The organism is Hydrogenophaga crassostreae, assembly GCF_001761385.1.
Taxonomy (GTDB): Bacteria; Pseudomonadota; Gammaproteobacteria; order Burkholderiales; family Burkholderiaceae_C; genus Hydrogenophaga; species Hydrogenophaga crassostreae.
On the sequence record NZ_CP017476.1, the window covers coordinates 433,959 to 451,194 of the forward strand.

At 63.4% G+C, this 17,236-nt stretch carries 15 protein-coding genes; 10 read left to right on the forward strand and 5 right to left on the reverse strand.

Features of this window, described 5'->3' with window-relative positions:
• Positions 1-19 precede the first annotated feature (19 nt).
• Positions 20-1,669, reverse strand: coding sequence for a D-alanyl-D-alanine carboxypeptidase/D-alanyl-D-alanine endopeptidase (gene dacB / locus LPB072_RS02140; protein ID WP_231943391.1), 1,650 nt, complete (start codon positions 1,667-1,669; stop codon positions 20-22).
• A gap of 118 nt (positions 1,670-1,787) precedes the next feature.
• Here dacB and tsaB point away from each other — a divergent pair, with 118 nt between their 5' ends.
• The 3 genes from tsaB to LPB072_RS02155 are packed head-to-tail and all read left to right on the forward strand — an operon-like array spanning position 1,788 to position 4,089.
• Positions 1,788-2,603, forward strand: coding sequence for a tRNA (adenosine(37)-N6)-threonylcarbamoyltransferase complex dimerization subunit type 1 TsaB (tsaB, locus tag LPB072_RS02145; protein ID WP_066088996.1), 816 nt, complete (start codon positions 1,788-1,790; stop codon positions 2,601-2,603).
• Between the two features lie 12 nt (positions 2,604-2,615).
• Positions 2,616-3,224 carry a ribosomal protein S18-alanine N-acetyltransferase gene (gene rimI, locus LPB072_RS02150; protein ID WP_407927778.1) on the forward strand — a complete coding sequence of 203 codons (609 nt, stop codon included), beginning with the start codon at positions 2,616-2,618 and terminating at the stop codon, positions 3,222-3,224.
• The gene (locus LPB072_RS02155; protein ID WP_066088993.1) at positions 3,217-4,089 is read left to right on the forward strand and encodes a uracil-DNA glycosylase; all 873 of its coding nucleotides are present in this window, start codon (positions 3,217-3,219) and stop codon (positions 4,087-4,089) included. Before rimI ends, LPB072_RS02155 begins: the two co-directional genes overlap by 8 nt.
• Here the strand turns inward: LPB072_RS02155 and LPB072_RS02160 are convergent.
• A complete protein-coding gene (locus tag LPB072_RS02160) occupies positions 4,077-4,832 on the reverse strand; it encodes a class II aldolase/adducin family protein (protein ID WP_066088990.1) in 756 nt (251 codons plus the stop codon). The two genes, LPB072_RS02155 and LPB072_RS02160, sit on opposite strands and share 13 nt — an antisense overlap.
• Before the next feature lie 19 nt (positions 4,833-4,851).
• The gene (locus LPB072_RS02165; RefSeq protein WP_066088987.1) at positions 4,852-5,445 is read right to left on the reverse strand and encodes an HD domain-containing protein; all 594 of its coding nucleotides are present in this window, start codon (positions 5,443-5,445) and stop codon (positions 4,852-4,854) included.
• A 315-nt stretch (positions 5,446-5,760) separates the two neighbouring features.
• Between LPB072_RS02165 and LPB072_RS02170 the strand changes: the two genes are divergently transcribed.
• Both LPB072_RS02170 and LPB072_RS02175 read left to right on the forward strand, forming a co-directional pair.
• A complete protein-coding gene (locus LPB072_RS02170; protein WP_066088984.1) occupies positions 5,761-7,206 on the forward strand; it encodes a coniferyl aldehyde dehydrogenase in 1,446 nt (481 codons plus the stop codon).
• 19 nt (positions 7,207-7,225) lie between these two features.
• Positions 7,226-8,875, forward strand: coding sequence for a GMC family oxidoreductase (locus LPB072_RS02175; RefSeq protein WP_066088981.1), 1,650 nt, complete (start codon positions 7,226-7,228; stop codon positions 8,873-8,875).
• 2 nt (positions 8,876-8,877) lie between these two features.
• Here the strand turns inward: LPB072_RS02175 and LPB072_RS02180 are convergent, their stop codons facing one another.
• Positions 8,878-9,777, reverse strand: a complete 900-nt coding sequence (locus tag LPB072_RS02180) for a DMT family transporter (RefSeq protein WP_066088978.1) — start codon at positions 9,775-9,777, stop codon at positions 8,878-8,880.
• A gap of 121 nt (positions 9,778-9,898) precedes the next feature.
• Here LPB072_RS02180 and LPB072_RS02185 point away from each other — a divergent pair, with 121 nt between their 5' ends.
• The 5 genes from LPB072_RS02185 to LPB072_RS02205 all read left to right on the forward strand — a co-directional run bounded on the left by LPB072_RS02185 (position 9,899) and on the right by LPB072_RS02205 (position 13,876).
• A complete protein-coding gene (locus LPB072_RS02185; RefSeq protein ID WP_096349056.1) occupies positions 9,899-10,672 on the forward strand; it encodes an alpha/beta fold hydrolase in 774 nt (257 codons plus the stop codon).
• A gap of 36 nt (positions 10,673-10,708) precedes the next feature.
• A complete protein-coding gene (pyrF, locus tag LPB072_RS02190) occupies positions 10,709-11,551 on the forward strand; it encodes an orotidine-5'-phosphate decarboxylase (protein ID WP_082876851.1) in 843 nt (280 codons plus the stop codon).
• A gap of 95 nt (positions 11,552-11,646) precedes the next feature.
• Positions 11,647-12,378 (forward strand): glutathione S-transferase family protein, encoded by a 732-nt coding sequence (locus tag LPB072_RS02195; protein ID WP_066088969.1) that lies wholly within the window; start codon positions 11,647-11,649, stop codon positions 12,376-12,378.
• The gene (locus LPB072_RS02200) at positions 12,375-12,992 is read left to right on the forward strand and encodes a glutathione S-transferase family protein (protein ID WP_066088967.1); all 618 of its coding nucleotides are present in this window, start codon (positions 12,375-12,377) and stop codon (positions 12,990-12,992) included. The genes LPB072_RS02195 and LPB072_RS02200 overlap by 4 nt, the downstream gene beginning before the upstream one ends.
• Positions 12,993-13,174: 182 nt before the next feature.
• Complete coding sequence (locus LPB072_RS02205; protein WP_231943392.1) at positions 13,175-13,876, forward strand: MipA/OmpV family protein; 702 nt, start codon at positions 13,175-13,177, stop codon at positions 13,874-13,876.
• Between the two features lie 148 nt (positions 13,877-14,024).
• On the opposite strand, the gene LPB072_RS02210 is transcribed toward LPB072_RS02205, so the two are convergent.
• Positions 14,025-17,138 carry an excinuclease ABC subunit UvrA gene (locus LPB072_RS02210; RefSeq protein ID WP_066089137.1) on the reverse strand — a complete coding sequence of 1,038 codons (3,114 nt, stop codon included), beginning with the start codon at positions 17,136-17,138 and terminating at the stop codon, positions 14,025-14,027.
• Positions 17,139-17,236 lie beyond the last annotated feature (98 nt).

Below are 17,236 nucleotides of genomic sequence, written 5' to 3' on the forward strand. Positions count from 1 at the left end.
ACAGCGGGCTGCAGGGTGGTCAGTCGGGCTGGGACGCGGCCCATTCCAGCAGGGCGTCCAGAGCAGGGCGGGCCGCGCTGGCATTGGCGTGGTTGACGAAGCCGACCACGGCGAAGCGCGATCCGCCAGTGGCATCGACATATCCAGCGATACCGGTGACATCTTTCAGGGTGCCGGTTTTGATCCAGGCGTTGCCTCTCGCTGCGCTGTTGCTGCCGCGGGCCAGGCGCGATGCGGTGCCATTCACACCTGCCACAGAGAGCGACTCAATAAATTTGTTGCTCTGGGGGTGTCTGGCCGCGTGTCGCAGCAAATCGCCCAACCCCTGTGGTGTGATGCGTTCGTTGCGGGAAAGGCCGGAGCCGTTTTCAAGCACGGGTGGCGTCGAGCGGATGCCAAACGAGGTGCGCCACCAGCGGGCAACCACTTCACGCGAGCGCTCAAAGCGACCGGTCACCAACGGGGTGAAGGTACCGATGGGCGCGCTGCGGGCCTCCTGGCGGGTCGGTGGCGCGAGCCTGCCCAAGGTGAGAAACACCTGTTGCGCCATCACGTTGTTGCTCCAGTGGTTCACGTCTGAAATGATGTCGGTCAGCGGGAGTGAGTAGGCCTCATGCAGCAGCCTGGCTTCTTTCGGGACGAGCCCGACGCGCACGCGGCCGGTGATGGCGCCACCGCTGGCCCGCCACAAGCCTTCAAACGCGCGCTCTGCATAGCTGTCGGGTTCCTGGTACGCGACAGGCCAGACCTTTTCGCCGCAACGCTGCGGGTAACGGCCTTCAAAACGGATGGTGTTGGCGTCGTCGAACCGTGCCTGCAGCGTGTCGCGCCAGTTGCCACAGCCTGAGCGCGAGAGCGGCACGGTTGCATCGATGGCCAGGCGGGCCATGGGCGGCTCGCTGGTGACATACGCCACGCCAGCCTTCGGATCGGGCTGGAAGTTGAGCACCACGGATTTGAAGTTCACCAGCAGCGCATCGGGGCTGGCGTTGTAGGGCCGCAGCGACTCGCCGTCGAATTCACCGGGATCGTGAGAGGGCAAATCAAAGCTGCTGTGGTCGAGAACCATGTCGCCCAGGATCACCTGAACGCCTTTGCTGTGCAGGGCAAAAAAGGTGTCCTGTATGCGCTCAAGCACCAGTTTTGGGTCGCCGCCTCCGCGCACATAGAGGTTGCCCCGCAGCGTACCGTTGTCGATCTGGCCGTCGGTATAAAAATCGGTTCGCCAGGTGAAATCGGCGCCCAGCATATCCATGGCGGCGTAGGTGGTCACCAGCTTCATCACTGAGGCCGGGTTGACCGGCCGGTCAGCCTGGTAGCGCAGTCGATCGCTGCCCGCGCCGTTGACAGGAATCACCAGGGCTGACAAGGCACTGGCGGGCACGCCTGCGCGGGTCAGTGCGGCCAGTACGGTGGCTGGGAGCGGGGTGTCTGCGCGCGGTGCAGGCAGAGCCAGACCGGGCGACAGCGTCAGGGTAGGCCCGGCCTCTGCAGCACCTTGTACCGGTGTGCCGACGCCTTGGTTGAAGGGGTGGTTCAGGCTTTGCGCGCCGGGGGAACCCCCACTCAGGCCAAGCAGGCCCATCAGGAACCATGGTGTGATCCGGCGTGAGACCGCGCGGGCCCGAGGGGGGCGTGAAGATGAGGGTGACGAAGCGGTGTGTGACATCTCGGATGATTATGGCGTGGGGTCAAGGCCCTTTGGGGGATGGACACGCCATGACACCCGTCCGCGCGACAAAGCGCACGGGCTGAGCATGGGTTCCCCGCGTTGCGATAATGCCCGGATGTCTTCCCCCGCCATCTCCCCCTCCCCGCCATTGCGATTGCTGGCCATTGAGACCAGCACCGATCGCATGTCGGTGGCGGTTGGCGATGGGTCCCCTGGGGGGCTGTCTTTGAGCTACAGCGGCCCCGGCGCGGCTCAGTCATCGGCGAATTTGTTGCCCACGGTCGGGCAATTGCTGGGCGAAGCGGGGTGGTCGCTGGCGGAGCTGGCGGCGGTTGTTTTTGCACGGGGGCCAGGGTCGTTCACCGGTCTGCGCACCGCCTGCGCCGTGACGCAAGGCCTGGCCTACGGGGCGCAAGCGCAGGGGGTTGAAGGCGGGTTGCCTGTGTTGCCGGTCGACACGCTGCTGGCCCTGGCCGAAGAGGCACGCTGGCTGAGCGAGCAAGCCGGGGGGGCCGTGCCGGAGGTGATCGTGGCCATGCTCGATGCCCGTATGGGTGAGGTGTATGTGGCGGTGTATGCCGTGCGCCACCAGCGCGTGGTCAGCGAACCGCTGCAGGCGCCCCGTTTGTGTGCGCCTGCGGAGCTGGCCGCGTTTCTGCAGCCCATCCCGGGCGCCTCAGAACCCGCCGTGTTGCTGGCCGGCAATGTGTTTGACACTTACGGCGACGCGCTGATGGGTTTGCCCGGCCAGCGCCAGGCAGCCTGGCCCACCGCGACCGCCTTGTTGCGATTGGCGCCTGCCCTGTTGCGCGAAGGGTTGGCCGTGGCTGCTCACGAGGCCATGCCGCTGTATGTGCGCGACAAAGTGGCTCAGACCACCGATGAGCGCGAGCGCTTGCGACTGGCTCAGACGGCCAGCGCGGCAGGGTGAGCCATGGCTTTGATGCCACCGAAACAACAACCGTCTGGAGATGCCGCGTCGTTGGCTGGCTGGCCAGGGTCGCCAGGGGGCGATCGCCCCACTCCGGGCGAAGCACGCCGCGTGGTGTTTGCGCCCATGCTGGAGACCGATCTTGACGCGGTGTGTGAGGTAGAGAAAGCGGCCTACGCCCACCCGTGGTCACACAAACACTTTGCCGATTCGCTGGCTTCAGCCTATCCGGCCATTCTGTTGCTGGGAGAAGCCGGCGAGCGGGAGACTGTGTGGCCCAAGCGGGCCGACGGGCGCATCTTGCTGGGCTACATCGTGGCCATGCCCGGGGTGGGAGAAGTTCATTTGCTCAATGTGACGGTGAGTCCGGCACACCAGCGACAAGGTTGGGCGCGCTGTTTGATGGACGCACTGGTTTTCTGGGCGCGCGGGCAACGGGCCGAATGGTTGTGGCTGGAGGTGCGCGCAGGCAATGTGCCGGCGCGCCGTCTGTATGACAGCCATGGCTTTCAAGCGGTGGGACTGCGCAAGGGCTACTATCCAGCAGGGCACTTCCAGCGCGAAGACGCGGTGGTGATGAGTCTGGCTTTGACAGCGAACGAAGAGAACAGCGATGAGTGAACAAGCCCCGCAAGCGGAGCCGCCTGATACGTCTTTTGTGCCCGATCTTGATGCGCGCCAGCGTGCAATGCTGGCGGAGATGGGGGTGCGCGTGTGGGCGCCCCGGGCAGTACCGAAGGTGGTTGCCATCGACCGACCCGTTGCACCACCGCCTGCGGTTGTTCAGGCGCCAGTGGCACCACGTGAGCCCGCTGCACCTGCCAGGGCTGTGGCACCGCCGGTACCCCGACCCGCATCTGCGGTGGTCGAACCGAAAACGTCTTCACTCAAGCCCATGCCCGAAGGCATCGCAGCCATGGACTGGGCCGCTCTGGAGGCCACAGTGAGCGATTGCCAGGCGTGTGGCTTGTGCCAACGCCGCAAACATGCCGTATGGGGCACGGGCGATGTGAATGGTGACTGGCTGGTGGTCGGCGATCCACCATCAGAAGAGGAAGACGCCCAGGGCCAACCATTTGTGGGCCCCGCGGGCGAGTTGCTCGACAACATGTTGCGTGCCGTGGGCCAGAGCCGGGAAAGGGGCGCCTACCTGACCTCGGTGGTCAAGTGCCGTCCGCCCAGCAGCGGCATACCCTCATCGGAAGAGCTCACGCAGTGCTCGGCCTACCTGGCCCGCCAGGTGGCGCTGGTGAAGCCCAAGGTCATCATTGCCATGGGGCGCTTCGCCTGTGAGGTGTTGACGCAGAGCCGCGACCATCTAGGCAGGTTGCGCGGTCGGGAGCACCTGTTTGAAGCTGTGCCGGTCATCGCGACCTACCACCCCAACGCCTTGCTTCGCACTCAGGCCGACAAAGCCAAGGCCTGGGCCGACCTGTGTCTGGCGATGGACGTGGTGGACCGTGCCACCACGCCTCAGGACTTGTAGCCAGGATCGTTGCGCTCCACCTTGCGCAGCAAAGCCGGCCAGGCAAGATTGGCACCCAGTCCTGCGGTGGCCGTTTTCATAACCTGAGCCATGCCATCGAGAATGCGTGGGTCCACAGTCACCAGTTCGCCACCCGCCTGGGCATCGATCTGGATGCGGCAGGTGTTCTCGAAGATGTACATCGAGAGAAATGCATCGGGAATGGATTTGCCCACGGTCAGCAGGCCGTGGTTGCGCAGCATCAGATAGTTGTTCATGCCCAGGTCGGCTTGCAGGCGCGGCTGTTCGTCCTCCCGCAGGGCGACACCTTCGTAGCCGTGGTAGCCCAGCGAACTGAGCACAAAAGTGGATTGCTGGCTGATCGGCAGCACGCCGCACTTTTGCGCGCTGACCGCCACACCCGCACGGCTGTGGGTATGCAGGACGCAGCCCGCGTCGTCGCGTGCGGCGTGGATGCAGCTGTGAATGGTGAAGCCGGCGGGGTTCACCGGGAACGGTGAATCGCTCAGTTTGTTGCAGGCCTGGTCTACCTTGACCAGGCTGCTGGCCGTGATCTCATCGAACATCAGGCCATAGGGGTTGATCAGGAAGTGGTGTTCCGGGCCGGGGATGCGGGCGCTGATGTGGGTGAAAACCAGGTCGCTCCAGCCGTAGAGCGCGACCAGCCGGTAAGCCGCAGCGAGATCAACGCGCAATTGCCATTCTTCGTCACTGACCTTGCCTTGCAGGGATGGAATGTTCATGGTGTCTCCAGATGGGCGCTCAGGCGGTTGCGGGTTGCAGTACCGAGGCAGATTTGTAAAGCGATTGTTTGGGGCTGGCCATCACGCGGCGCAGCATGGGTTCAAACTCGGCCAGCGGCAGCGTCTCGCCTTTGGGGTCGAAGGCCGGGTTGTCGTACAGCGCGCAAAACTCGGCAGTTCGTTCGTAGGCGGGGTGGGCTTTGAAGTTGTCGCGCAGGTGGCGGTCCATGCCGATGTGCTGGAAGAAAAAGTAGCCCTGGAAGATGGCGTGGTGTTTGACCATCCAGTGGTTCTCTTCGCTCACGAAGGGCTGCACGATGGCGGCTGCGATATCGGCGTGGTTGTAGCTGCCCAGCGTGTCGCCGATGTCGTGCAGCAAGGCACACACCACATATTCCTCATCGCGACCGTCTTTCAGCGCACGCGTGGCGGTTTGCAGGCAATGGGTGTAGCGGTCGATCGGGAAGCCGCCATAGTCGTTTTCCAGCAGGCGCAGGTGGGTGATGATGCGGTCGGGCAGCTTGCCCGCGAATTGCATGAACTCGCCGCCAATGGCCTGCCAGTCGGCGGCAGTACTGTCTTCCATGCGGGTAAAGGTGGCTCGGTGTGACATTGGCGATCTCCTCGGAACGGGTGTTGAACACAGGCAATCCGGCGCTGTCGAGCGCACAGGCTGTGGGCTCATTCTGAGCCTTGAGGGCAGTCCCGACTTGCCCATTGGTGACAGCTGGCCAGGATGCGCCGGCCGTGCTGCCCTGCCTTTGCAGCCTCCAACGCCCTTGCACACGTGGTTGGCGCCTCTGTTGCGCGGGTGTCTATGGCGGTTTTTGGTGCAAAGGTCGCGTGAAAGGCACGCTTGCCTTAAGCTGTTTGGGTCGTGCCTGCGCGTCGAGGCGCACAGGATTGCCACCAACCGTTCACGCACGCCATGCCATTCAACGCCTCTACCGATTCCGATACCACCGACCGCGCCACGCAAGACGCGCTGACTTTTTCGCTCGAACGCCAGCGCGCGGCCTATCGCGCCGACCCGGTGCCCACGCTGGCCCAGCGCCGTGAAGACCTGTTGGCCTTGCAGCGCTTCTTGCGCGAGAACAAAGATGCTTTGTGTGATGCCATCAGCGCCGACTACGGCCACCGGTCGAAACACGAAACCCTGCTCGCCGAGATGTTCCCGGCCATCGATGGCGTGAGCCATGTACTCAAGCATTTGCGCGCCTGGATGAAGCCGCAGCGCCGTGGGGTGGATATGCGCAACTTCATGGGCGCCAAGAACCGCGTGATTCCGCAACCCCTGGGCGTCGTTGGTGTGATTGTTCCGTGGAACTTTCCCATCAACCTGGCCATGGTGCAGCTGACCTACATCTTCGCGGCGGGCAACCGCGCCATGGTGAAGATGAGCGAGAACTCGCGCAACCTGACAGCGTTGTTGATGGAAAAAATGCCGGGCTATTTCCCGCCGGAAAAGCTGCAGTTTTTCGCTGAAACCGGTGGTGTGGGCGTGGCGTTCTCCCAGTTGCCTTTTGACCATCTGATTTTCACCGGCTCCGGCCAGACTGGCCGCTCGGTGATGGCCGCCGCGGCGAAAAATCTCTGCCCTGTGACGCTGGAACTGGGCGGCAAGGCCCCCGCCATCGTTTGCGAAGACTTTCCGCTCAAGCTCGCCGCCGAGCGCACGCTGTTTGTGAAGTGTTTGAACGCGGGCCAGATTTGCACCACCGTCGACCACCTCTGGTTGCCGCACGCGAGCATTGAGCCTTACGTGGCACTGGCCAAGGAAATCGTGCCGGCGCGCTACCCGAGCCTGGATTCACCGGACTACACCTCCATCATCGACGAGCCTTCTTTCGACCGCCTGATCGCGGCCCTCGACGATGCCAAGGCGCACGGCGCGACCCTGGTGCAACTCATTCCCGGCCCCGCATTCGACCGCGCCACGCGCAAGATCGCGCCACACATTGTGCTGGGCGCGCCGCAAGAAAGCGCGCTGTGGCAGCGCGAGATTTTTGGCCCCATCTTGCCGATTCGCGGCTACAACAAGCTGGACGATGTGATCGCCTTCATCAATGCCGGTGACCGACCGCTGGCGCTGTACCCCTTCAGTGAGAACAAGGAAACCATCCAGCACATCCTTGACCATGTGATGTCGGGTGGCGTGTCGGTGAACGACGCGCTGTTCCATGTGGGTCAACACGATTTGCCGTTTGGCGGCGTGGGCGCTTCAGGCATGGGCCACTACCATGGCAAGGAGGGTTTTGACACCTTCTCCAAGCTGCGCCCGGTGTTCTACCAGGCGCGTTTCTCCAGCCTGAAATTCATCATGCCGCCCTACGGCAAGCTGGCCGACAAGGTGCTGGCGTTCATGACCAAGTAGCCTAGCCGGTATCGCCTGAATGACAACCGAAACCTATGACTATGTGATCGTCGGCGCGGGGGCTGCGGGCTGTGTGCTGGCGGGTCGTTTGAGCGAAAACCCCGAGGTGACGGTCTGCTTGCTGGAGGCTGGCGGACGCGATGAGAGTGTGTTGATTCATGCGCCGCTGGGTTTCGCGTTGGGTGCACCTCTGGGGCGCAACGCCTACAAGTTTCAGACTTTGCCTCAGCCCGGTCTGGATGGGCGAAAGGGCTACCAGCCGCGCGGCAAGGTGTTGGGCGGCAGCACGTCGATCAACGCGATGATGTTTGTGCGCGGTCACCGCAGCGATTACGACGGTTGGGCCGAGCTCGGCAATGCCGGTTGGGATTACGCCAGCGTGTTGCCTTATTTCAAACGACTTGAAAACAGCGAGGCCACTGGAGCCAACGCCTACCGGGGCGTGGGCGGGCCGCTCAACGTGATGCACTTGCCCAGTCCGAGCCCGCTCAACGAGGTGTTTTTGCGCGCCTGTGAAAGCGTGGGCATCCCGCGCTCGCCGGACTACAACGCTCTGCAGCATGAAGGCTGCTGGCCCACGCAGGTGATGCAAATCAAGGGTGAGCGCTGCAGCGCGGCCCGGGCCTACCTCACACCGAACATGGCTCGGCCCAACCTCACCGTGATCACGAACGCGGTGGTGAGTCGCGTGGCCATGGATGGCAAGGTGGCCCAGGGTGTGCATTTCACCCAGAACAAGAGCGAGCGCTATGTGGCGGCAAAAAACGAGGTGATTTTGAGTGGTGGCGCCTATGGCTCACCGCAGCTGCTGATGCTCTCGGGTGTGGGGCCAGCCAAGGAATTGACCACGCTGGGCATACCCGTGGTGCACGATCTGCCGGGTGTGGGCCAGAACCTGCAAGACCACATCACGGCCACGCTCATCTGGCGGGCCAAAACGGCCGAAGGTACGCTGGGCATTTCCCTCAAGGGGGGCGTGGCGCTGCTCAAAGGCATGAACGAATGGCGCACCAAGCGTTCTGGCGTGATCACGTCCAACGTGGCGGAGTCGGGCGCATTTTGTCGGGTGTTGCCCGAGTCGACCCGGCCCGATGTGGAGTTCGAATTCATCGTGGGCATCGTTGACAACCACAACCGAAAGACCCACCTGGGCCATGGCTACAGCGTGCATGTGACGCTGGTGCGGCCACGAAGTCGGGGCCAGGTGAAACTGGTGAGCAAGGATCCGACGGTCTCGCTGTTGATCGACCCCGCCTTCTTCAGCGATCCGGATGACATGCCGGTCTTGGTCAAAGGGGTTCAGCGGGCGATGGAGGCCATGCAAGGGCCCGAGTTTGATGCCTACCGGGGCGAGATGGTGTACTCAGTGAGTGGCGATGATCCGGCCGGCATTGAGCGCGAAATCCGCCGCTCGGGCGACACCGAATACCACCCGGTGGGTACCTGCAAAATGGGGCCAAGCAGCGATGCGATGGCGGTGGTGGATGAGTCGCTTCGGGTGCGCGGCGTGCAGCGCCTGCGCGTGGTCGATGCGTCCATCATGCCCACGCTGGTCGGCGGCAATACCACCGCGCCCGTCATCATGATCGCCGAGAAGGCCGCAGACTTGATTGCTGGCAAGCCAGCTTTGCCGGCGCTGGATCCCGAGGCGCCGGCTTCAGGCGGATGACGTCAAACGGGGAGGGGTGGGGGCGCTCTGCGCGACGGGGCCAGCACCGCTGCGATAGCCACCAGGACCAGGGCCACGGCGGCCCAGTCCTGCCAGTGCAGCACTTCACCCAGCCACCATGCCCCGCTGAACACGCCCAGCACGGGAATCAACATCACTGACAGCGTCGATGCGATGGGTGGCAAGTCGCGCGCCAGTGAGAGCCAGACCACCTGCGCAAATGCGAAGACGCCCAGCGCGTTGTAGACGATGGCGCCCCAGATGGGCAGCGTGGGCGCTGACCATGCGTCCCGCTCGAAGACCACCGACAGCAAGCTGATCCACAGCGTGGTCAACACGGTCATCCAGAATGACAGGGTGAGTGTGGGATAAGGCAATGCCGTGCGGCGCAGCATCTGTGTGCCCAACGCCCAGGCGCTGGCGGCCACCAGCATCATGGCCACGCCACCGGGGCCACCTGTCAGGGCTGTCACTTCATGCCACAGCAGCAACACGACGCCCAGGGCGGCGGCAGCCACGCCAACCCAGGCGCGCCCGGGCAGGCGCTGGCCAAACAGCGTTGCGCCAATCACGGCCGAAAAAATCGGCATGGTGTAGCCCAGAATTGCGGCCCGTCCGCTGGACAGCGACTGCACCGCCAGGATGATCAGCGAGTGCCAGAAGAACATGTTGAACACCGCCAGCTTGAAAAGCTCGCCCCAGTGTTCGCGTGCCATTCGAAACGGCACCCGTTTGATGATCAAAACCACCACCAGCACCGGCACACCGATCCACATGCAAATGGCGCGGAAACTCAAGGGCGGGTAGCCGGTCACGCCGAACTTCATCACGGGCCAGTTCAACCCCCACACCACGGTCAGCAGAACGAGCAGGATCAGTTGCTGGCGGGTCAGGGCGTGCATGTGGTGGTTGGGTAAGGTATGGGCCAGGGAGGACAGCACATTCTGCCCGCGATCGCCGCTTGGCGTGGGCGGTGCTCTGGGGCATCATGTTAGACACAGAATCCAATATGAGGAGATGTTTATGAGCAACAGCAACTTCGCCCATGTGGTCGGCTCCGGCCCTCGTCACGTGATTGCACTGAATGGCTGGTTCGGTCATGCGCAGGGCTGGGGGCCCTTCGTGCAAAGCCTCGACACCAAGTCCTTTACCTATGCCTTCATGGATCAGCGCGGCTATGGCAAGCGAAAAGGCAGCGGAGGTCCTTACACCTTCGCTCAGATCGCTTCAGACGCCCTTGCTCTGGCCGATGAGCTGGGTTGGAAAACGTTTGCCTTGATGGGCCACTCCATGGGTGGCGGGGCGATCCAGATGGTGCTGGCCGATGCGCCCGACCGCGTGCAGGCGCTGGTGGGCATCACGCCGGTGCCGGCCAGTGGTGTGCCATTTGACGAAGCGGGCTGGGGGTTCTTTTCCAGCGCGGCCAAAGACGTGGGCGCGAGGCGCGAGATTCTCAACATCACCACCGGCGGTCGGCTCACCGGTACCTGGCTGGACGCCATGGCCCAAAGTTCGCTGGTCCACACCGATATCGAAGCGTTTGACGCGTACCTCACAGCATGGGCCAAGACGCCTTTTGCCGAGCGCATCCAGGGCAAGGCACTGCCGGTCTTGGTCGTGGCGGGTGAGCACGATCCCGCATTGGGCGCAGAGACCTGCAAAGCCACCTGGTTGCAGCACTACCCCAACGCACGCCTGGAGGTCATGAGCAATGCGGGTCACTACCCCATGGACGAGACACCAGTGGCGCTGGCCACGGTGGTGGAGGCGTTTTTGCGCGAAGCCATGCCGGGTTGAGTGGATAGAGGCTGGGGCGCCGAATAAAATGGCGCCATGACCTTTACCCAGATGCTGCAGTGCGCCGAAGCGCGAAACCACTCCCTTTTGTGTGTGGGGCTGGACCCCGATCCCGCCCGCTTCCCCGCCCAGCTCAAGGGCGACGCCAGCCGCATCTACGATTTCTGCGCCGCGATCGTTGACGCCACGGCCGATCTGGCCATGGCCTTCAAACCGCAAATCGCCTACTTTGCGGCCCACCGAGCCGAAGAGCAGCTTGAACGGCTGGTGGCGCACATCAAGCGGACGGCGCCCCATGTGCCGGTGATTCTGGATGCCAAACGCGGCGACATCGGCAGCACCGCCGGGCAATACGCCATCGAAGCGTTTGAACGATACGGTGCCGATGCCGTGACGTTGTCGCCCTTCATGGGGTTTGATTCGGTGCAGCCCTATCTGAAATACCACGGCAAAGGCGCCATCCTGCTGTGCCGTACCTCCAATCCAGGTGGAGACGATTTGCAAAACCAGCGCCTGGCATCGGTGGATGGCCAGCCCCTGGTGTACGAACACCTGGCCCGTCTGGCCCAAGGTCCCTGGAATGAAAATGGGCAGTTGGGACTGGTGGTGGGCGCGACCTATCCGAAAGAAATCGAGCGGGTGCGAGAGCTGGCGCCCACCTTGCCGCTGCTGATCCCGGGTGTGGGTGCGCAGGGTGGCGACGCCGAGGCCACCGTGCGTGCTGGTCTTCGCACGGACGCGTCGGGTACCGTGACGGGGCCGGTCATTGTGAGCTCTTCCCGCGCCATTCTTTACGCCTCGCAGGGCAGCGATTTTGCCCAGGCGGCACGCGCCGAGGCGCAGCGCACGCGCGATACGCTGAACGCCGCCCGAGCCTGAAGCAGCGGGAAGGACGGGGTCGTCATGCGGGCGACTCCGACCAGTGGTTCCCAGGCGTACCATGCGGCGATCCCAGTCACCGAGGCGCCGACCGCATGATTTCACTCTACACCGCCGCCACGCCCAATGGGCACAAGGTTTCCATCGCGCTGGAAGAACTGGGCTTGCCCTATCAACTGGAGGTGCTTGATCTCGCCAGCGGGGCGCAAAAACAGCCCGCTTTTCTGGCCATCAACCCCAACGGCCGCATCCCCGCCATTGTTGACCACGAAGCCGATGACTTCGCCGTGTTCGAGTCGGGCGCCTGCCTGATTTACCTCGCCGAAAAAACCGGTCAATTGATGCCGGTGGATGTCAAAGGGCGTTCGCTGGTGATGCAGTGGCTGATGTTTCAGATGGGCGGCATTGGGCCCATGATGGGGCAGGCCAATGTGTTCTTCCGCTATTTTCCCGAGAAGATCCCAGCGGTCATCGACCGCTATCAGGGGGAGAGCAAGCGCCTGTTTCGCGTGCTCGACGAGCGGCTGAAAGACCACGAGTTTCTGGCCGGCGACTATTCGATCGCCGATATCGCCAACTGGGCATGGGTACGCACCCACCGATGGTCGGGTGTGGATGTTGACGATTTGCCCCACCTCAAGCGCTGGCGCGACGCGATTCGGGCCCGGCCTGCGGTTGCCAGGGGCATCGAGCAACCCCCTTCCAGAATCGACCTGGGCCGCGATGGCGATGTCGCGGCTAAGCGGTTTTCCGAAGAGGCTCGCAAACTGGTGGAAATGGGCCGTGACACCCAGCCCCTGGCCCAACACAAAGGGAGCGCACCATGAAGCTGTTCGTCTCGCCTCGTGCGCCCAGCCCACGGCGGGTGTTGATGTTTCTGGTGGAAAAAAACATCAATGGTCTGGATCTGGTCAATGTGGATCTCAACGCGCAAGAGCACAAGCAGGCCGCCTATCTGGCCAAGAGCCCGCTGGCGCGGGTACCGGCACTGGAACTGGACGATGGCCGGATGCTCACCGAGACCCGCGCCATCTGCACCTACATGGAGGGCCTGCACCCCGAGCCCAACCTCATGGGGTTTGACGCCACGGAGCGCGCGTTCATTGAAATGGCCGATCGGCGCATCGAGTGGTATTTCCTGATGCCAATCGCCAACTGCATCCGCCACACCCATCCCGGTCTGGCGCCCCTGGAAAAGCCGCAATTTCCTGATTTTGGTCAATCTCAAGGCCAGAAGCTGCGCGACATCGCGCGCTGGCTCGATGGAGAGTTGCAACGGCAACCCTGGGTAGCGGGTGACCGCTTCACCATCGCCGATATCACTGCCTTTGTGGCGCTGGAGTTTGCCAAGCTGATGCGCTTCAATGCGGGGGCGGAAGGGTTTGTCGCCTTGCAGGCGTGGCGGGACCGTGTCGCGGAGCGGCCCAGCTCCAGGGCTTGACAGCCGGTCAAGGCGCCCCGACCAGGGTCGTGCCAAGGGGTGGCTATGATCGCTACATGAGATATTCAAGCTTTCGTGGTCTGGCACTGTTGTCGATGGGTTTATGCACTGGCCAGGCTTCGTTGGCGACCGGAGCGTTGACGGTACCTGAGAGCGATGAGGGTTATCTGATTGGCGCCTCTATGGCATCCTCTTCCAGCCATGTGGGCAATGCCAAAGCACAGTACACGCTCAAGCCCATGTGGGCCTTTCAGCTGGGCTCTGTGCGGGTGTCCCGTTCGCGCGCATCCAGCTTGATGAGCGCGGGCAGGGAAAAGCTTGAAACGGGTCTCAGCGCCGACTTCGACCTGCTTAGCGATTGGCGCCTGGGTGCTTCCTTGCGTGTGGACAATGGGCGAAGTTTTGATGCGGACCCCAAGCTGGCGGGCCTTCCCGACGTGCGCACGACCTTGCGCGCACGCCTGTCCGTCAGCCGACCCCTGGGGCCGCGCTGGAGCTGGAGATCGTCTATTGATCAAGACATTCTGGGCCGCGCGGGCGGGCTTCGTTTGAGCCAGGGGTTTGGGTATCGCTGGCGCGTATCCGAAAACACCCATTGGGACTTGTCGACGTCAACCACGTGGGGTAACGGGCGGTATTTGCAGACCCAATACGGCATCAGTTCTGCATCTGCCATGGACACCGGCCGCACGCCTTACCTGCTGGGCAGTGGCTGGGAGAGTTTCCGAACCAGCGTGCAGTTCACCCATGCCATCAGCGAAAACTGGGTCACTTTTGGTGGCCTTGATTTGTCGCAACTGCTGCGCGGCGCAGCCCATAGCCCATTGGTGGGCCGGGTCACAACCCATGGTTTGAGTGTGGGGCTGGCCTACCGCAGCAGATGACCCTCCGCGCCGCGATGGATGATCTCTCCCCGCGCCGCCTTCGGCGTCACCCCCGGGGGGCGGCACTGGCGGCCCGGCAGGGCCGGTTCCGCGGTGCCCTTGGCTGTGAGCCTTTCGCTCGTTGTTGATTTGGTCCCGGCTAGGCTTGTCAGCGGTTGAGCAAGCGGGCCAGGTACTTGCCGGTGTGGCTGGCTTCATTGGCTGCCAGATCTTCGGGGGTGCCTTGGCCGACCACGGTGCCGCCGCCAGCCCCGCCTTCAGGCCCCATGTCGATCAGCCAGTCTGCCGTTTTGATGACATCCAGGTTGTGTTCGATCACGACGATGGTGTTGCCGGCGTCGCGCAGTTGGTGCAGCACTTTGAGCAGCAGCTCGATGTCGGCAAAGTGCAGGCCGGTGGTGGGTTCGTCAAGGATGTAGAGGGTGCGGCCCGTGTCGCGTTTGCTCAGCTCCAGCGCGAGTTTGACGCGCTGGGCTTCACCGCCTGAGAGCGTGGTCGCGCTCTGGCCGAGCTGGATGTAGGTCAGACCCACGTCCATCAGGGTTTGCAGCTTGCGGTGCAGCGTGGGCACTGCGCCGAAGAAGGCGTAGGCCTGCTCCACCGTCATGTTCAGAATTTGAGCGATGTTCTTGCCCTTGTATTGCACGTCCAGTGTTTCGCGGTTGTAGCGCTGGCCGTTGCAGACTTCGCAAGGCACATAGACATCCGGCAAAAAGTGCATCTCCACCTTGACCACGCCGTCGCCCTGGCAGGCCTCACAGCGGCCTCCGGCCACGTTGAAGCTGAAGCGGCCAGGGCCGTAGCCGCGTTCGCGTGAGGCGGGCACTTCCGCCATCAGCTCGCGAATGCCGGTGAACAGGCCGGTGTAGGTGGCCGGGTTGCTGCGCGGCGTGCGGCCGATGGGGCTTTGATCGACGTTGATGACCTTGTCGAAGTGTTCGATACCTTCGATGGCATCGTGTGCGGCGGGTTCGTCGTGTGAGCGGTAGAGCGTGCGCGCCACAGCCGCATACAGCGTGTCGTTCACCAAGGTTGATTTGCCTGAGCCGGATACACCGGTCACGCAGGTGAGCAAGCCCACGGGGAAGGCCACGCTGACGTTTTTCAGGTTGTGGCCGCTGGCGCCCACCACGCGGATTTCCTGCAGCTCGCCTAGCGTTGCCATGTGGGCCGCTTCGCGTGCTGCGCGGCGTTCGGCGGCGGGGCTGGGTGCGAAGCGGGCTTTGGCTGGCGCCACGTAGGCTTTGGTTTTGACCACAGGCAACCAGGGAGTTCGCTTTTTGGGTACGGCAATCTCGCGCGCGCCGCTCAGATATTCACCCGTGAGTGAGCCTGCCGTCGCCATCACTTCGGCGCAGGTGCCCTGGGCCATCACATGGCCGCCATGCACGCCCGCGCCCGGACCCATGTCGATCACATGGTCGGCGCAACGGATCATGTCTTCGTCGTGTTCGACCACCAGCACCGTGTTGCCCAGATCGCGCAGGTGCTGCAGGGTGGCGATCAGGCGGTCGTTGTCGCGCTGGTGCAGACCGATGCTGGGCTCATCCAGCACATACATCACACCTGTCAGGCCGCTGCCGATCTGGCTCGCCAGGCGAATGCGCTGGGCTTCGCCGCCCGACAGGGTGTCGGCGCTGCGGTCCAGGCTCAGGTAGTTCAGGCCCACGTCGTTCAGGAATTTCAGCCGCTGGCGGATTTCGTTGATCACGCGCGCAGCGATGTCGCCCTTGGCGCCAGACAAGTGCAGCTTGCTGAAATAGGCGAGCGATTCGCCCAGGGTGATGTGGCTGATCTTGTAGATCGGTTGGCGCTGTTCACCCTCGCCCACGAACACATGGCGCGCTTCCTTGCGCAGGCGGGTGCCATGGCAATCGGGGCAAGACTGGGTGGCGCGGTAACGCGCGAGCTCTTCGCGCACATGGGCGCTGTCGGTCTCTCGGTAGCGGCGCTCGAAGTTGCGGATGATGCCTTCGAACGGGTGCTTCTTGTTGATCTTCTTGCCCGCTCGCTCGCCCGATTCCAGCGCGTAGCTGAACTTGATGTCTTCTTCGCCCGAACCGTAGAGCAGCGCCTGCTGCACCGCTTCGGGAAGCGCTTCCCAGGGGCCTTCGGCATCGAATTTGTAGTGGGCCGCCAGGCTTTCGATCATGGCGAAGTAGTAGCCGTTGCGCCGGTCCCATCCCTTGATGGCACCGCTGGCCAGACTCAACGAAGGGAAGGCCACCACGCGCGCCGGGTCAAACACCTCGGTGTGGCCCAGGCCGTCGCAGCTGGGGCAAGCACCCATGGGCGAGTTGAACGAAAACAGACGGGGCTCCAGCTCGCCCACGCTGTGGCTGCACAGGGGGCAGGAGAACTTGGCGGAGAAGCCTTGCTCGGCGCCGGTGTCCATGTCCACCGTCAGCGCGCGGCCTTCGGCCAGGCGCAGGGCCGCTTCAAAACTCTCGGCCAGGCGCTGGCGCAAGGGGTTGGAAGCATTGGGCCCCCGCGCTCCACCGCTGCGCGGGTCGTTGCCCCCCGAGGGGGCCGCGCCGTCTTGGGGCGGCGCTGCGACGTCACTGTCTTCTTCCGCTTCGTCGTGGGCGCGCACCTTGATGCGGTCCACCACCACATCGATGTTGTGTTTTTCGGTCTTTTTCAGCGCTGGCAGGTTTTCCGCTTCGACCACTTCGCCATTGAGCCGGAAGCGCACGTAGCCTTGCGCCTGCATGTCGGCAAACAGGTCGAGAAATTCGCCCTTTTTCTCGCGCGCCACGGGCGCCACGATCAGCAGCTTGGTGCCTTCGGGCATGGCCAGCACCGTGTCCACCATCTGCGCCACACTTTGCGCCGCCAGCGGCAGATCGTGGTCGGGGCAATGCGGCGTACCGGCGCGGGCATAGAGCAGGCGCAGGTAGTCGTGGATCTCGGTGACCGTGCCCACGGTAGAGCGGGGGTTGTGGCTGGTGGCCTTTTGTTCGATGGCGATCGCGGGCGACAGGCCTTCGATCAGGTCCACATCGGGTTTGTCCATCAGTTGCAGAAACTGCCGTGCGTAGGCCGAGAGGCTTTCCACATAACGGCGCTGGCCTTCGGCGTACAGCGTGTCAAACGCCAGGCTCGATTTGCCTGAACCCGACAGCCCGGTGATCACCACCAGCGCATGCTTGGGAATGTCGAGATCGATGTTTTTGAGGTTGTGCGTGCGCGCCCCGCGCACAGAAAGGCTGCTGCCGCGTGGAGGAAGTGTGGCGTTGGTGGCCGAAGGCGGGACGGGCAAAGGTGGCAGATTCTGGTTCAAGGCGGGGGTCCCGGCTGTAGCGGGTGGCGTGAAATGGGCAACCTGACATGATAAGCCGGGATGGTTGCAGGGCCTAC

Coding starts and splice junctions, on each gene's coding strand:
- dacB (WP_231943391.1), bottom strand. CDS start 1,669: ATGTCACACACCGCTTCGTCACCCTCATCTTCACGCCCCCCTCGGGCC.
- tsaB (WP_066088996.1), top strand. CDS start 1,788: ATGTCTTCCCCCGCCATCTCCCCCTCCCCGCCATTGCGATTGCTGGCC.
- rimI (WP_407927778.1), top strand. CDS start 2,616: ATGCCACCGAAACAACAACCGTCTGGAGATGCCGCGTCGTTGGCTGGC.
- LPB072_RS02155 (WP_066088993.1), top strand. CDS start 3,217: ATGAGTGAACAAGCCCCGCAAGCGGAGCCGCCTGATACGTCTTTTGTG.
- LPB072_RS02160 (WP_066088990.1), bottom strand. CDS start 4,832: ATGAACATTCCATCCCTGCAAGGCAAGGTCAGTGACGAAGAATGGCAA.
- LPB072_RS02165 (WP_066088987.1), bottom strand. CDS start 5,445: ATGTCACACCGAGCCACCTTTACCCGCATGGAAGACAGTACTGCCGCC.
- LPB072_RS02170 (WP_066088984.1), top strand. CDS start 5,761: ATGCCATTCAACGCCTCTACCGATTCCGATACCACCGACCGCGCCACG.
- LPB072_RS02175 (WP_066088981.1), top strand. CDS start 7,226: ATGACAACCGAAACCTATGACTATGTGATCGTCGGCGCGGGGGCTGCG.
- LPB072_RS02180 (WP_066088978.1), bottom strand. CDS start 9,777: ATGCACGCCCTGACCCGCCAGCAACTGATCCTGCTCGTTCTGCTGACC.
- LPB072_RS02185 (WP_096349056.1), top strand. CDS start 9,899: ATGAGCAACAGCAACTTCGCCCATGTGGTCGGCTCCGGCCCTCGTCAC.
- pyrF (WP_082876851.1), top strand. CDS start 10,709: ATGACCTTTACCCAGATGCTGCAGTGCGCCGAAGCGCGAAACCACTCC.
- LPB072_RS02195 (WP_066088969.1), top strand. CDS start 11,647: ATGATTTCACTCTACACCGCCGCCACGCCCAATGGGCACAAGGTTTCC.
- LPB072_RS02200 (WP_066088967.1), top strand. CDS start 12,375: ATGAAGCTGTTCGTCTCGCCTCGTGCGCCCAGCCCACGGCGGGTGTTG.
- LPB072_RS02205 (WP_231943392.1), top strand. CDS start 13,175: ATGGCATCCTCTTCCAGCCATGTGGGCAATGCCAAAGCACAGTACACG.